Raw genomic sequence first — 14133 nt, forward strand, 5'->3', positions numbered from 1 at the left:
GCTGGTTGGGTCCGAAAGGATCAACCCGTCTTGCGGGCAGCCTCGACCGGCAAAGCCGCCACGGGACCAAAAACATCCTCGAAGGCTGATTTCAGCGCCAGATCCAGATCGGCCATGCCGACGGGCAGGCCGAGGTCGACGAGGCTAGTGACGCCGTGGTCCTGGACCCCGCACGGCACGATGCCGCCGAAATGCTCGAGCTCCGGTTCGACATTGATGGCGATGCCATGGAAGCTCACCCACCGCCGCAGCCTTATGCCGATTGCCGCGATCTTGTCCTCGGCAGGTGAGCCGTCGGGCAAAGCAGGGCGATCTGGCCGTACCACCCAGACACCAACCCGGTCCTCGCGGCGTTCGCCGCGCACGTTGAAGGCGGCGAGCGTGCCGATGATCCACTGTTCGAGCGCCGCGACGAAGGCGCGCACGTCCTCGCGCCGGCGCTTCAGGTCGAGCATGACATAGGCGACCCGCTGGCCTGGCCCATGATAAGTGTATTCGCCGCCGCGTCCGGCCGCAAAGACCGGAAAGCGATCGGGTTCGATCAGGTCCTCGATGCGGGCGCTGGTGCCGGCGGTGTAGAGCGGCGGATGTTCGACCAGCCAGACCATTTCGCCGGCAGCCCCGCCGCGGATCGCCTCGGCGCGCGTCTCCATGAACGCAAGCGCATCGGGATAGGCGGTAAGGCCCGGCTCGACCAGCCATTCCACCGGGGCCGAACCGGGCAAGGGCAGGAACGACGTGGCAATCTGGCTGCGTTCTGGCATGGCGTCTCTCTTGTCGCCTTCCATATGGCGATATCAGGCGGAAACGTCCAGTTCGCCGTGCGCTTGGGCGCCGGGCATCCGACGCGCCGGCAAGACAATGAGTGCTTGCTGGTTCAATTCGCAGCTGTGTCGTCAGGATGATTTGGTGCGGTCGAGAAGACTCGAACTTCCACGGGTTGCCCCACAGCGACCTCAACGCTGCGCGTCTACCAATTCCGCCACGACCGCACGTGGTAGAGCCGGAACCGACCGGCTCGCGGCGTGTAGCAAATCGTTTCCAGCGAAACAAGTGCGCCACGAGTATTTAATCGCTGGGAATGGCTATAACGGATCAATCGCTTTGCGCGCCCGGAAACGAAGGCGGCGGCGCGTCTTGGAGACTGCGTCGCCGCGTCCGTCTTTCGCCCGAACCTGCGGCTACGCCGCCTGCTTCCTCCGCGCCAGCGTATCTGCCACAACCTCGCCAAACGATGACGGCGTCGGCACGATGATGACGCCGGCCTCTTTCAGGATCTCGACCTTTTCCTGCGCGGACTCGCCGAAGGCCGAGATGATGGCGCCGGCATGACCCATGCGGCGGCCTTTGGGGGCGGACAGGCCGGCGATGTAGGCGATCAGCGGCTTCCTCATATTGTCGCGCGCCCAGATCGCGGCTTCGGCTTCCTGCGGTCCGCCGATCTCGCCGATCATGACCACGGCGTCGGTCTCGTCGTCCTGCTCGAACAGCTTCAGAACGTCCTTGAAGGAGGAGCCGTTGATCGGATCGCCGCCAATGCCGACGCTGGTCGACACACCAATGCCGAGCGCCTTCATCTGCGAGGCCGCTTCATAGCCCAGCGTTCCCGAGCGGCCGACGATGCCGATGCGGCCGGGCAGGTAGATCGAGCCGGGCATGATGCCCATCAGCGCCTGTCCCGGCGTGATGATGCCGGCGCAATTCGGCCCGACCAGCCGCATGCGGTCCTCGAAGCGGTAGCGGCGCATGTAGCGCTTGACCTGCATCATGTCCTGCGAGGGGATGCCGTCGGTGATGCAGACGCAGAGCTTTATCCCCGCATCCGCCGCTTCCATGATCGAATCGGCTGCAAAGGGCGGCGGCACGAAGACGATGCTGGCTTCGGCACGGGTCTCGCGCACCGCGCCCTTGACCGTGTTGAAGACGGGCAGGCCGAGATGCGTCTGGCCGCCCTTGCCGGGCGTGACGCCACCGACGAGCTTGGTGCCGTAGCGCTTCATGTCCTCGGCATGGAAGCTGCCGATCTTGCCGGTGAAACCTTGCACGATGACGCGTGTGCTGCGGTTGAGCAGGATTGCCATTTTCCGTCCTCCCTCAGGCTGCTTTTTTGTTGGCGGCCACGCGCCAGGCGGCGACGGCTTTTTCGGCGGCTTCGGCGAGCGTGTCGGCGACGATCACCGCCTCGCCGGAATCGGCCAGGATCTTGCGCCCTTCCTCGGCCCTGGTGCCGGACAGCCGCACCACCAGCGGCACGTTGACGCCGACCTCGCGGATGGCCTTGATGACGCCCTCGGCGACCCAGTCGCAACGGTTGATGCCGGCAAAGATGTTGACCAGGATGGTCTCGACATTCTTGTCGCCGAGCACGGCGCGGAAGGATTTCGCGACCCGCTCGGGCGAAGCGCCGCCGCCGATGTCGAGGAAGTTGGCCGGCTCGCCGCCAGCGATCTTGATCATGTCCATCGTCGCCATGGCGAGCCCGGCGCCATTGATGATGCAGCCAATATTGCCGTCGAGGCCGACATAGGAGAGGCCGCGATCGCTGGCGAAGGTTTCACGCGGGTCTTCCTGGCTCTTGTCGCGCAATTCGGAGATTTCGGGCCGCCGGAACAGCGCGTTCTCATCGAACGACATCTTGGCGTCGAGCGCCACCAGGCTGCCGTCGCGGGTCATCACCAGCGGATTGATCTCCAGCATCGAGGCGTCGTAGTCGCGGAACACCTGGTAACAGCTGAAGATGGTCTCGGTCGCCTTGCCGATCAGGCTGTCCTCCAGCCCGAGCCCGAAGGCGATCTCGCGCGCCTGGAAGCGCTGCATGCCGACGCCGGGATCGACGGTGGCGCGGATGATCGAATCGGGTGCCTTCTCGGCGATCTCCTCGATTTCCATGCCGCCGGCGGCCGAGGCCACGATCATGACGCGCTCTTCCTTGCGGTCGAGCACGAAGCCGAGATAGAGCTCCTGCGCGATGTCGACGGCTTCCTCCAGATAGAGGCGCGAGATCAGCTTGCCACGCGGGCCGGTCTGGTGGGTCACCAGCTTGCGCCCGAGCATGGCTTCGGCGGCGCTGGAAATTTCCTCGTCATTGGCGCAGAGCTTGATGCCGCCGGCCTTGCCGCGCGCGCCGGAATGAACCTGCGCCTTCAGCACCCATTTGCCGCCGCCGATCTCGCGCGCCCGGTAGGTCGCCTGTTCGGGGCTGTAGGCCAGGCCGCCACGCGGCACGTGGATCCCATGCCGGGCGAGCAGTTCCTTGGCTTGGTATTCGTGGATGTCCATTCTTTTCTCCTCCCCAAATCGTCAAAGTGCCGCGACGTGCTGCTGGCCGGCGCGTTCGATGGCGTCGTTGACCACCAGAACGTTGCGCGCCATGCGTTCCGACGCGGCGTCGATCATCTTGCCGTCGAGCGCGGCGGCACCCTTGCCCTGCGCCTCCGCCTCCTTCAGCACTTCGAGGATGCGGCGGGCGCGCGTGACTTCCTTCTCCGGCGGCGAGAAGACGTCGTTGGCCAAGGCAATCTGCGACGGATGGATCGCCCATTTGCCTTCGATGCCGAGCGCGGCGGCGCGCCTGGCGGCCGCCTTGTAGCCTTCAGGATCTGAGAAATCGCCGAACGGTCCGTCGATGGCGCGCAGGCCGTAGGCGCGGCAGGCGACGGTCATCCGCGACAGGGCGAAATGCCACTGGTCGCCGGGATAGTCGGGGTTGAGGCCGCCAATATTGACGGTGCGCGCCTTGCAGCTTGCAGCATAGTCGGCAACGCCGAAATGCATGGCTTCCAGCCGTCCAGGGGTGGCGGCGATAGCCTCGACATTGGCCATGCCGAGCGCGGTCTCGATCAGGGCTTCCAGGCCGACACGGGTCTTGAAGCCCTTGGCCATCTCGATCTGGTTGACCATGGCCTCGACCATGTAGAGGTCGGCCGGAACGCCGACCTTGGGCACCAGTATGGTGTCCAGCCGGTCGCCGGCCTGCTCCATGACGTCGACAACGTCGCGGTACATGTAGTGCGTGTCCAGCCCGTTGATGCGCACCGAGACGGTCTTGCCCTTGGCGCGCCAGTCGATGTCGTTGAGCGCCTGGATGATGTTCTTGCGTGCGCGTTCCTTGTCGGGCGGCGCGACGGCGTCCTCAATGTCGAGGAAGACGAAGTCGGCGGCGCTGTTGGCCGCCTTGTCGATCATCTCCGGGCTGGAGCCTGGAACCGCCAGTTCGCTGCGCTGCAGCCTGAGTTTCTTGAGGTGGTTAATGGTGTGGCTCATCGTCGACTCCCTCAGGCGGCTTCGGCGACCGGCAGCGCGGCCGAGGCGCGGAAATGCTGGATGGCGGCGCCGACGCCGGAGCCCGGCGCCAGCCGGACGCCACAATCGAGCAGCGCCATTTCCGCCGCCGAAAGCGAGGCCAGAACCATCACCTCGTTCAGCCAGCCGAGATGGCCAATGCGGAAAACCTTGCCGAACACCTTGTTGAGGCCGCCGCCCAGCGACGTCTGGTAGGCCTGGTAGGCGCGCTTGACGACGTCGCCGCTGTCGATGCCATCCGGCACGAGAATGGCGCTGACCGTGTCCGAATGCCATTTTGGCGCCTTGGCGCAGAGCTTCAGCCCCCACGCGTCGACCGCCTTGCGCACACCTTCGGCGAGGCGATGGTGGCGGGAGAAGATGGTCTCCAGCCCTTCCTCGGCGATCAGGTCGAGCGAGGCGCGCAGGCCGCGCAGCAATTGTGTCGCCGGGGTGTAAGGGAAATAGCCGGCATCGTTGGCGCGGATCATGTCCTCGAAGGAGAAGAAACAGCGCCGGTGGGTGGCGGTTCTCGAAGCGACGAGCGCCTTCCTGCTCACCGACAGGAAGCCGAGGCCGGCCGGCAGCATGAAGCCTTTCTGCGAACCGCTGACGGCGCAGTCGACGCCCCATTCTTCCTGGCGAAAGTCGATCGAGCCGATCGACGAGACGCCGTCGACGAAAAGAAGGGCAGGGTGGTTCGCATCGTCGAGCGCGGCGCGGCAGCCGGCGACGTCGCTGGTGACGCCTGTCGCCGTCTCGTTCTGTGTGCAGAAAATCGCCTTGATGCGGTGCGTCTTGTCCGCCTTCAGCCGCTCCGCATAGAGTTCCAGCGGAACGCCGGTTCCCCATTCGCAGTCGATGACGTCGACCTCGAAACCGAGCCGTTCGGCCATGTCGACCCACAGATGCGAGAACTGGCCGAAACGCGACATCAAAACGCGGTCGCCTGGGCTGAGCACATTGGTCATCGCCGCTTCCCAGGCTCCGGTGCCCGAGGACGGGTAGATGAAGACGCGGCCGGTCTCGTTCTTGAAGACCCGTTTGATGTCCTCGAACAGCGGCAGGGTGAGGTCGGGGAAGGTGGCCGCGCGCATGTCCTCCATCGGCAGGTTCATCGCTTGGCGTACCTGCTCGGGGATGTTGGTCGGCCCGGGAATGAAAAGATGGGTGAAACCGGCCATGATGCGAACTCCTCCTGATCCAGCAAAGCGGTGGTGGGAGTTTCGTTTCGACGGCCGATGCCGACAACACCTTGGCGGGTAAGATCTCACCGCATGCGGGTGGGTATGGCCTACCCGGTCGCCCTACCCGAAAGGCTGCCTTTGGCTACGCCTCTCTCGTGAATAGAGCGCGACCGCCATGGCGCGGTTGCGGACGTCCAGCTTGTCGTACAGATTCTTGAGATGGTACTTCACGGTGTTTTCGGAGATGCCGGTCCGGGTGGCGATCTGCAAATTGGTCCAGCCGTCGGACAATACCGCCAGCAGTTCACGCTCGCGCACGGTAAGCCGGGATAGAGGCGTATCGTTGACCTTGTTGATGTCGATATAGGGGATGCAGATGCGGCCGTGCGCGACAGCCAGGATCGTGTCGAAGATGATGGCGGGATCGTCGAACTGGAAGCAGTAGCCCTGGGCCCCCAGGCGCACGCACTGTTTCAGGATGCCGATGTCATGGTCGTTTGAAAAGACCGCGATGCGAACGTCGAGCTTGCGGGTCTGGACCTCGGCCAGGACATCAGCGCCGTCCATGTCGGAGAGCTTCCAGCCGATCACGGCGACATCGAACTCCTGGACCGCTGCCAGCTCCAGGAAATGCCTGCCGCTTTGTACGGAAGCCAAAAGCTCGAAGCGCCCGTCGCAGTCCAGCATTTCGCGCAGAGCCGATATGACGAGCGGATTGCGTTCGGCCACGACCACGCGAACGCGCCGCTCGTCGATTGCCTTGTTTTCTGTCCGCGACCTGATCTTCAAGGGCTTCCGGCTTTTTTGTTGCGGCTTGGGGGTCCAGCCGATGCCTGGACCTGCATCATGACAATTCTGCCCCAATCGCGCACGGGTGCTCTTTCCCCAGCGACATGCGCTGTCGCGTGGCCGGGCGACAAGCACACCCGCTTTTGACGGAATCGACCAAGTCGCGCACGCCGGACAATGTCGCGTCGGCGGAAAACGACGCCGTTGCGCAAGCGGGACTTTTCGGCTGGAATTCCCGTGCGTTGGAGCGACGGGCTGCGAAATCGAATCATGCCGCCGCTCCAAATTTCTTGTTTGTGGTCGGACCCAAAACCGATTTCCACTTTTCGGAATCATGGTCTAGACCTGACTGGCAACCTTTCCGGGATTCTGATGGCTGGAGACGCTGGTGGAAGGCCAGGACAAGCAGACGACCTCCGCCAAGGCGGCTGACGACGCCCACGCCGACATCTATGGCGAGGACGGCGCGGTCCTTTCGTCCTTCCTTGCCCAGATCGGTGCGGCGATCGCCGACCGCGATACGCTGACCCTCAAGCGCGAAGTCGACGACCTGCACCAGTCGGAACTTGGCGACCTCATCGAGGCGCTGCATCCCGAGCAGCGGCGCGCGTTGGTCGAGCTGCTGGGCGCCGACTTCGATTTTTCCGCGCTGACCGAAGTCGACGAGGCGATCCGCATGGATATCGTCGACAATCTGCCCAATGCGCAGATCGCGCAGGCCGTGCAGGCACTCGATTCCGACGACGCGGTCTACATTCTCGAAGACCTCGAGCCGGAAGACCAGGACGAGATCCTGTCGCAGCTGCCGTTCACCGAGCGGATCAGGCTGCGGCGCTCGCTCGACTACCCGGAAGAGACCGCCGGGCGGCGCATGCAGACCGAGTTCGTCGCTGTGCCGCCTTTCTGGACCATCGGCCAGACCATCGACTACATGCGCGAGGACAAGAACCTTCCGGACCGCTTCAGCCAGATCTTCGTCATCGATCCGACCTTCAAGTTGTTGGGGGCCATCGATCTCGACCAGATCCTGCGCGCCAAGCGCGCGGTCAAGGTGGGGGAGGTCATGCATGAGACGCGGCACGCCATTCCCGCCACCATGGACCAGGAAGAGGCGGCGCGGGAATTCGAACAATACGACCTTCTGTCGGCCGCGGTCGTCGACGAGAACGAACGGCTGGTCGGCGTGCTGACCATCGACGATGTCGTCGACGTCATCCAGCAGGAGGCGGAGGAAGACCTGCTGCGCATGGGCGGCGTCGGTGACGAAGAGCTCTCCGACAGCATTCTGGCGACCTCGCGCTCGCGCGTTCCGTGGCTGCTCGTCAATCTGCTGACGGCATTCCTGGCGGCATCGGTGATCGGCCTGTTCGACCACACGATCGAGCGGATCGTGGCACTCGCCGTGCTGATGCCGATCGTGGCCGGCATGGGCGGCAATGCCGGTTCGCAGACCATGACCGTCACCGTGCGGGCGCTGGCGACCAGGGATCTCGACATCTACAATGCCGGCCGCATCATCCGCCGCGAGATGGGCGTCGGCTTCATCAACGGCATCGTCTTCGCCGTGCTGATCGGCATCGTCGCCGCAAGTTGGTTCCACGACCCTAATCTCGGCGGCATCATCGCGGCGGCTATGATCATCAACATGTTCGTGGCGGCCCTTGCCGGCATCTTGATCCCGCTGCTGCTCCATAGGTTCAAGGTGGATCCCGCGGTCGCTTCGGCGGTTTTCGTCACCACGGTCACCGATGTCGTTGGATTCTTTGCCTTCCTCGGCCTCGCGAGTTGGTGGTTCGGCGTCCGGTAAGTGTCTCAATTGACTTTTACGTAAATGCCGTGCGAGGCTTGTGCGGGGTGTTGCGTCGATTCCGGCGGACAAGGGTTTGGTTCGGGACAGAAGGGAGACGCCGCATGGCGATCGCCTGGAATTCCGGCAGGGAGTGACAATGCGGGAATATTATTCGATCACCGAGCTGACCCGCGAATTCGACGTGTCGACGCGGACGCTGCGTTTCTATGAAGACGAGGGATTGGTGCAGCCGGTGCGGCGCGGCCGCACACGCCTGTTTCGCCCTTCCGACCGCCACCTCATCCGGCAGATCATGCGCGGAAAACGCCTCGGCTTCTCGATCAACGAGATCCGCGAGATCATCCAGATGTACAAGGAGCCGCCGGGCGAGGTCGGGCAGCTCAAGCTGATGATCAAGCGCATCGAGGAAAAGCGCGAAGACCTCAGGCAGAAACGTCGCGACCTCGAGGAGACACTGGCCGAACTCGACCAGGCCGAGGAGTCTTGCGTCGAGCGGCTGGTCGAGCTCGGCGTCAACACGTAGCCCTGCTCAAATCCAGCGCCGGACTCTTTTTGCATAGTCGCGGTATTTCTTGCCGAATTTCGCCGCCAATATCTTTTCCTCGCCCTCGATCGCGACCTTCTGGGTGACGAAGGCGGCGACGAAGGCAAGCAGGAAGAACCAGGCGATGCCCGAGACGAAGGCGACGCCGATCAACAGCAGCGTGTTGGCCAGGTACATCGGATTGCGGCTGACGCCGAAGGGGCCGGTCGTGACGAGATGATCGGGCACGGCGTTGGGATTGAGCGTGGTCCTGGCCCGTATCATGGTGCGGATCGCTGTGAACCAGAGTACGGCCACGGCGAACAATGCCACCCAGCCGGCGGCGAACAGGATGTCGCCAAGGAGATCGCCGATCCAGGGCAGCGGGATGTAGAGGCCGAGCACGACACTGACGAGGATGGCGGCGGCGTAGATCACCGGCGGCCACGGTACCAGCCCAGGCTTCGGCCCGGTCCCAGGCTTCGGTTCGATCCCAGGTTTTGGCCCGATCATTGTGTCCCTCCCTCCGTCATCTTGTCCTCGGTCTTGGCGGTGCACGTTGCGGCAAGATCGGACAGATGCGCCCTGAAGTCCGCAGTCTGGTCGTTGTTGAAGAGCCGATCAAGAGAGGCTTCGCCTTCGAGCGTTTCGAGCATGCAGCCGCAATAGCTCGAACAGAAGGTTGCGTTGCGCATCTGCTCGCACGATCGCTGGCAGGTTTTCAGGAAATTGACCTGCGGGGTTTCGACTTGCGCCGGCATCACTTGCGAGAACAGCCAGACGCAGCCGATCAGCAGCGGCTGGTGGATCAGGTAGAAAGCCAGGCTGTGGCGGCCGATGAAGACCAGCGGGTTGGACCAGCGTCCGGGCGCCAGGTTCGCCAGGCGTGCCCTTATGCCGGAGGTGGAGGCGAATTTGGCCACCGCAATGCCCGTAAGCACGGCGCCGAACCAGGGGAACAGCGGAACGTAGTCGTTGGAGCGCGGGTTGATCGCCGACAGGCCGATCCACCAGAGCCAGGGATGATCGAGGGCCTCGAAGCGCAGGTAGACTGGTGCCGCGATGACGAGCGCGGCGACGGCAAGCGTCAGCAGCGCCGGCAGGCGCAGGAACGCGAGGCCGAGCAGGCTGGCGAGCGCGATCTCGTGCAGGATGCCGAAAAAGATGAATCCGTCGGGCGTGGCGATGCGGGTGACGACCGAAATGGCGACCGCCGCGCCGGCGATCATGGCGAACCGTCTCCAGAAGCCGTTCCAGCGGATCTGTCGGCCATGGGCGAGATAGAGGCTGACGCCAACCAGGAACAGGAAGGTCGATGCAATGCAGCGGGCGTAGAACTTCCACCAGCCGAAGGCGGTGAGGCCGGGATCGGTGTAACCGAAGAATTCCAGGTCCCAGGTGAAGTGGTAGCTCGCCATCGCGATCAGCGCGATGCCACGCAAGATATCGATGGCGACGATGCGCTTCGATGGCTGCGGGACGGGTACGGTCGGCGTGTGGATGCTCATGGTCTCGCGATCTGATTCAGCCCCTCCACGACGACTATCACGGTTGCACCGGATAGAAGAAGACCGGGCGCCTTGGCCTGGACCACGCGGCGGGGTCCGCGCCAGCCGCCGGGTTGGGCCAGCGCGGAAAAGCCTTTGACCGGCTTCGCTTTTGCCGGATGTGCGTCGGTTTCCTCTTAATGGGCCTGAAATGTCCACGGCAGATTCGACGCCGCGATTCTGCTTTGGGGAAGCAATGTCCACCCATGTTCGCCATCCGATCTGGCTTCCGGCCCTCAAGGCCGCGGATGCGCGCACCTTCGCCTCGCTTTACGCGGTCGAATCCTTCGCCCGCGCCATGGTGTCGAGCGTCATACCGATCCAGGCCTACGAGATTCTCCACAACGAGCAGATCGTCTCCATACTTTACACCGCCGTGTCCCTGCTCGGCCTGTCGGTGACCTTATTCATGCCGATGCTGATCCGCCGCTTCGCGCGGCGCTGGGTCTACACGGCGGGCGCCTGCCTGCTCGCTATCGGCTCGCTGTTCTTCGTCACCCATACGCTCGCCGGGCAACTGGCCGGGATGCTGTGCCGGGTAATGGGCGCCAGCGCGCTGTCGATCACGCTCAACCTCTACATCATGGATCACATCCGCAAGACCGATTTCATGCAGGCCGAATCGCTGCGGATGGCGTGGTCGATGGTTGCCTGGACCTGCGGGCCGACGCTCGGCATTTTTCTCTATACGCGCTTCGGCATTTATGCCGCGCATGGCGCGGTGGCGGTGTTCGCCATGGCTTTGCTGGCGCTGTTCTGGACCTATCGGCTGAGCGACAACCAGTCGATCCGCCCGGGCAAGACACGACCGGCCAATCCGCTCGCCAACATCGGCCGCTTCGTCGCCCAGCCGAGGCTGATATTGGCCTGGCTGATAGCCTTCGGCCGTTCCTGCTTCTGGACGACCTTCTTCGTCTATGGACCGCTGTTCATGGTCATCACCGGCGAGGGCGAATTGGCCGGCGGCCTGCTGGTCTCGGCCGGCAACGCGCTGCTGTTCATGGCGATCTTCTGGGGCAAGGCGGGGAAACGCTTCGGCGGCCGCAGGACCATGACATTTGCCTATTTCGCCATGTCGGCGACGCTGCTGGCGGCCGGTGCCGTGGGCGAAACCGTGCCGTTGCTCACCGGTGCCTTCCTGCTGTGCGGCGCCTTCTTCACCATCGCGCTCGACGCGCTGGGTTCGACCGCCTTCATGCGCTCGGTGCGCTCTTATGAGCGCGCGCAGATGGCGGCGGTCTACCGCACCTATCTCGATTTTTCCGAACTGACGCCGCCGCTGGTCTATTCGGTGGTGCTGGCCTTCTTCGGCCTGGGCTCGGTGTTCGTCACGCTTGGGCTACTGGCAGCCTTTTGCGGCTTCATGACCTGGCGATATCTGCCGAAGTCGCTGTGATCTTCAGGCCTCGGGTGAGCGCGCAGCGTGCCGTTCGCGCACCCAGTTGTGGAAACGGTGCAGGTCGTACTCCTCGGGCATCAGCACGCCAGCTGTATGACGCATCGAGCGCAGGCCCTTCTGGTTGACCTCGCAGATTGCCGCGTCCTCCTCCAGCACCTGTGTGCCGAAGGCAACGATGTTGTCGATGTCGGTCTCGGCGAGCGCCTCGGGCGCGAACAGCCATTCCGCGGTCAATTCGGTCTGTTCGGGACCGAGCGGCGTAAGCCGCACGGTCCTGACATAGTCGACATGGCCGACGATGAACATCGACGGCAGGCTGGTGGCATAGGTCTGACCGGCGCTGCGTTCCGCCGGCGTCAAGCCCGGGAAGATCGGCCCGTGCGCCTGCCCATCACGCGACCATGTCTCAGCCCCGGCGCGCAGGCCGCCGAAAAATTCCGGCGCGTCATTGTCGGCGTGGCGGAGCCATTCGGGATCGTCATGCCGGCTCATCAGGCCGCGGCCATAGATCGGCACCAGCCGCGACAGGTCCTTGTGGACGCCCGGGCAGTGCAGGCACTCGTTGAAGTTTTCCCAAAAAATCTTCCAGTTGCAGTTCATCACCTTGCGCAGCACGTGCCCTGATACCAGCGTTTCCAGCGGCCAGTTGCCGAAGTCGCCGGAGGCCGGGTCGAAGGAGGATTGCGCCGAGCTGGCGGCATCTTCCGCAAGATTGACGAAGACGAAGCCCCGCCACACCGAGAGCGCGACGCGATAAAGCGGGTGATCGGCCTTGTCGAAGCCGTCAGGCAGCGATTTCGACGGCACGCGCACCAGATCGCCACGCAGCGAATAGGACCAGGCATGATACGGGCAGGTGATCAGCCGCGCCTTCAGCCGGCCCTCGCTTTCCTGGCAAAGCTGCGAGCCGCGATGCCGGCAGGTGTTGTGGAAGGCATGCAACTCGCCGGTGTCGTCGCGCAGCAGGAGGATTTCCTGCGTACCGACGCGGAAGGTGCGGAACGCCAAAGGCTGGGCAAGGTCGGCCTCGCGGCAGACGAGCAGCCAGTTCCTGTACCAGATGCCGTCGAGATCGCGCTGATAGTTGTCCTGGTCCCAATAGGCCGACGAGGGCAGCGTCGGCTCCGTTCGAGTCAGGCCGTTGTAGGGCTCGCGCTCGCTGGCATTGGGCTGCATGGCTGGCTTCCCGTGAGGGGTGCCAGCCGACACCCGGCCATGAAGTTTGTCAATCGGGACGGGATGAGGGCAGCTTCGCCGATACGGCGCTCCTGCGCTGGCGGCTGTCGGAATTTGGTTTGCCGGGCGCGGCGAATTTCCCTATAGTCCCCGATGTCGTCGGTTCCTTTTTGGAGCCAAGAGGGAATGCGGTGCGGGCAGGAATTCCTGCCCAATGCCGTGGCTGCCCCCGCAACTGTGTGCGGTAGTCCTCTCCATATGCCACTGAAGATTTTTCTTCGGGAAGGTGGGGAAGGGCGCTTATCCGCGAGCCAGGAGACCTGCCGGCGACAGGAAACTGACTTCGATGCCCTCGGGTGGAGGGCGAAAGGACAAGACATGACTACCGCTTCCGTCTCCCTCGGCGCCTCCGTCTCCTCGCAGTCGCGCTTCATGCAGCTCGCGCTCGCGGCGCTGCTCGGCATCTTCGTCGTCGGCTTTGTCGGCTTCTCGCATATCGATGCGGTCCACAATGCTGCCCACGACTATCGCCACTCGATGGCGTTTCCCTGCCACTAACGAGGATCCGACATCATGAATCTGTTTCGCAACGTCGTGTTCGTCGCGGCGATCGCGGGGCTCGTGGCCGGTGTCGTTCTCGCCTGCATGCAGGCCTATGCCACCGTGCCGCTGATCCTCAAGGCGGAAGTCTACGAAAAGGCCGGCGGCGGCCACCACCATGATCACGCGATCGCACCAGCGGCGACCAATGATGCCATGAGCACGGCGCCCGCTGGCAATGCCATGAGCTCTGCCGCGCCCGCGGGCACCGATGCCATGGCACCGGCGGAGGAAGACGAAGGCTGGGCGCCGGCCGACGGTTTCGAGCGTTTCGCCTTTAGCGTGGTTGCCAATATCGTCACCGGCATCGGCTTCGCACTGGTCCTGGTCGCGGTTTCCGAGTTCTTCGGCGGCGTCGGCAACTGGCGCCAGGGTGTGTTCTGGGGCCTGGCCGGCTTTGCCGTGTTCACACTGGCACCGGGTCTCGGACTGCAGCCGGAACTGCCGGCAATGCCGGCGGCCGATCTTCTGCCGCGCCAGATCTGGTGGACGGCGACGGCGGCCGCGACCGCGATCGGCCTAGGCCTGATCGTCTTTCGCAGATCGCTGCCATTGACCATCCTCGCCGTCTTGCTGATCGTCGCGCCGCATGTCGTCGGCGCGCCGCAGCCCGACAGTTTCGAAACACCGATCCCGGAAGGCCTGCACCATCAGTTCGTGGTGGCGGTGACGGTGACCAATCTGGTGTTCTGGCTGGTGCTCGGCGCGATCGTGGGCGTGGTGCGCAGGCGCTTCACCGGCATGGCGACCAGCCTGCGCGACAGCTTTGCCTGATCGCGGCAGGCTGACCTTCATCACCGGCGGTGGGGGGGGGGGGGGGG

The 14133-nt window shown here is 64.0% G+C and carries 14 protein-coding genes, 1 tRNA gene and 1 riboswitch; of the genes, 5 read left to right on the top strand and 10 right to left on the bottom strand.

Annotated features, from left to right (window positions below; translation table 11 throughout):
* Positions 1-20 precede the first annotated feature (20 nt).
* From lipB to LB554_RS06595, 7 genes are all read right to left on the bottom strand, one after another.
* Positions 21-764 (bottom strand): lipoyl(octanoyl) transferase LipB, encoded by a 744-nt coding sequence (lipB, locus tag LB554_RS06565; protein WP_224583661.1) that lies wholly within the window; start codon positions 762-764, stop codon positions 21-23.
* A 143-nt stretch (positions 765-907) separates the two neighbouring features.
* Positions 908-992, bottom strand: a tRNA-Leu gene (locus tag LB554_RS06570).
* 189 nt (positions 993-1181) lie between these two features.
* A complete protein-coding gene (gene sucD / locus LB554_RS06575) occupies positions 1182-2081 on the bottom strand; it encodes a succinate--CoA ligase subunit alpha (RefSeq protein ID WP_015317363.1) in 900 nt (299 codons plus the stop codon).
* 13 nt (positions 2082-2094) lie between these two features.
* A complete protein-coding gene (locus tag LB554_RS06580) occupies positions 2095-3279 on the bottom strand; it encodes a malate--CoA ligase subunit beta (RefSeq protein WP_224583663.1) in 1185 nt (394 codons plus the stop codon).
* A gap of 21 nt (positions 3280-3300) precedes the next feature.
* Positions 3301-4263, bottom strand: a complete 963-nt coding sequence (locus LB554_RS06585) for an HpcH/HpaI aldolase/citrate lyase family protein (RefSeq protein ID WP_015317365.1) — start codon at positions 4261-4263, stop codon at positions 3301-3303.
* A gap of 11 nt (positions 4264-4274) precedes the next feature.
* A complete protein-coding gene (locus tag LB554_RS06590) occupies positions 4275-5465 on the bottom strand; it encodes an aminotransferase class V-fold PLP-dependent enzyme (RefSeq protein ID WP_140723999.1) in 1191 nt (396 codons plus the stop codon).
* A 123-nt stretch (positions 5466-5588) separates the two neighbouring features.
* Positions 5589-6257 carry a LuxR C-terminal-related transcriptional regulator gene (locus tag LB554_RS06595; protein WP_140661014.1) on the bottom strand — a complete coding sequence of 223 codons (669 nt, stop codon included), beginning with the start codon at positions 6255-6257 and terminating at the stop codon, positions 5589-5591.
* Between the two features lie 388 nt (positions 6258-6645).
* Between LB554_RS06595 and mgtE the strand changes: the two genes are divergently transcribed.
* Positions 6646-8064: a magnesium transporter gene (mgtE, locus tag LB554_RS06600; protein WP_224583665.1), complete on the top strand. Its 1419-nt coding sequence runs from the start codon at positions 6646-6648 to the stop codon at positions 8062-8064.
* 139 nt (positions 8065-8203) lie between these two features.
* Positions 8204-8590 carry a MerR family transcriptional regulator gene (locus LB554_RS06605; protein WP_006203215.1) on the top strand — a complete coding sequence of 129 codons (387 nt, stop codon included), beginning with the start codon at positions 8204-8206 and terminating at the stop codon, positions 8588-8590.
* Positions 8591-8596: 6 nt separating this feature from the next.
* Here the strand turns inward: LB554_RS06605 and LB554_RS06610 are convergent, their stop codons facing one another.
* Complete coding sequence (locus LB554_RS06610) at positions 8597-9103, bottom strand: methyltransferase family protein (RefSeq protein WP_224583667.1); 507 nt, start codon at positions 9101-9103, stop codon at positions 8597-8599.
* A complete protein-coding gene (locus LB554_RS06615; protein ID WP_224583669.1) occupies positions 9100-10098 on the bottom strand; it encodes a heparan-alpha-glucosaminide N-acetyltransferase in 999 nt (332 codons plus the stop codon). The genes LB554_RS06610 and LB554_RS06615 overlap by 4 nt, the downstream gene beginning before the upstream one ends.
* A gap of 235 nt (positions 10099-10333) precedes the next feature.
* Between LB554_RS06615 and LB554_RS06620 the strand changes: the two genes are divergently transcribed.
* Positions 10334-11533 (top strand): MFS transporter, encoded by a 1200-nt coding sequence (locus LB554_RS06620; protein ID WP_224583671.1) that lies wholly within the window; start codon positions 10334-10336, stop codon positions 11531-11533.
* Positions 11534-11536: 3 nt separating this feature from the next.
* On the opposite strand, the gene LB554_RS06625 is transcribed toward LB554_RS06620, so the two are convergent.
* Positions 11537-12712: an aromatic ring-hydroxylating oxygenase subunit alpha gene (locus LB554_RS06625; protein WP_224583673.1), complete on the bottom strand. Its 1176-nt coding sequence runs from the start codon at positions 12710-12712 to the stop codon at positions 11537-11539.
* Positions 12713-12855: 143 nt separating this feature from the next.
* Positions 12856-13055, top strand: a riboswitch (cobalamin riboswitch).
* 35 nt (positions 13056-13090) lie between these two features.
* Between LB554_RS06625 and LB554_RS06630 the strand changes: the two genes are divergently transcribed.
* Both LB554_RS06630 and LB554_RS06635 read left to right on the top strand, forming a co-directional pair.
* Positions 13091-13270, top strand: coding sequence for a CbtB domain-containing protein (locus tag LB554_RS06630; protein ID WP_015317373.1), 180 nt, complete (start codon positions 13091-13093; stop codon positions 13268-13270).
* Between the two features lie 15 nt (positions 13271-13285).
* Positions 13286-14086, top strand: a complete 801-nt coding sequence (locus LB554_RS06635) for a CbtA family protein (protein ID WP_224523199.1) — start codon at positions 13286-13288, stop codon at positions 14084-14086.
* The last annotated feature ends 47 nt before the right edge of the window (positions 14087-14133 follow it).

This window comes from Mesorhizobium sp. CO1-1-11, assembly GCF_020164995.1.
In the GTDB taxonomy this organism is placed as follows: domain Bacteria; phylum Pseudomonadota; class Alphaproteobacteria; order Rhizobiales; family Rhizobiaceae; genus Mesorhizobium; species Mesorhizobium australicum.

What these genes read in the sequence shown, in the direction of transcription:
- lipB (WP_224583661.1), bottom strand. Translation starts at nt 764, where the DNA reads ATGCCAGAACGCAGCCAGATTGCCACGTCGTTCCTGCCCTTGCCCGGT.
- sucD (WP_015317363.1), bottom strand. Translation starts at nt 2,081, where the DNA reads ATGGCAATCCTGCTCAACCGCAGCACACGCGTCATCGTGCAAGGTTTC.
- LB554_RS06580 (WP_224583663.1), bottom strand. Translation starts at nt 3,279, where the DNA reads ATGGACATCCACGAATACCAAGCCAAGGAACTGCTCGCCCGGCATGGG.
- LB554_RS06585 (WP_015317365.1), bottom strand. Translation starts at nt 4,263, where the DNA reads ATGAGCCACACCATTAACCACCTCAAGAAACTCAGGCTGCAGCGCAGC.
- LB554_RS06590 (WP_140723999.1), bottom strand. Translation starts at nt 5,465, where the DNA reads ATGGCCGGTTTCACCCATCTTTTCATTCCCGGGCCGACCAACATCCCC.
- LB554_RS06605 (WP_006203215.1), top strand. Translation starts at nt 8,204, where the DNA reads ATGCGGGAATATTATTCGATCACCGAGCTGACCCGCGAATTCGACGTG.
- LB554_RS06610 (WP_224583667.1), bottom strand. Translation starts at nt 9,103, where the DNA reads ATGATCGGGCCAAAACCTGGGATCGAACCGAAGCCTGGGACCGGGCCG.
- LB554_RS06615 (WP_224583669.1), bottom strand. Translation starts at nt 10,098, where the DNA reads ATGAGCATCCACACGCCGACCGTACCCGTCCCGCAGCCATCGAAGCGC.
- LB554_RS06620 (WP_224583671.1), top strand. Translation starts at nt 10,334, where the DNA reads ATGTCCACCCATGTTCGCCATCCGATCTGGCTTCCGGCCCTCAAGGCC.
- LB554_RS06625 (WP_224583673.1), bottom strand. Translation starts at nt 12,712, where the DNA reads ATGCAGCCCAATGCCAGCGAGCGCGAGCCCTACAACGGCCTGACTCGA.
- LB554_RS06630 (WP_015317373.1), top strand. Translation starts at nt 13,091, where the DNA reads ATGACTACCGCTTCCGTCTCCCTCGGCGCCTCCGTCTCCTCGCAGTCG.
- LB554_RS06635 (WP_224523199.1), top strand. Translation starts at nt 13,286, where the DNA reads ATGAATCTGTTTCGCAACGTCGTGTTCGTCGCGGCGATCGCGGGGCTC.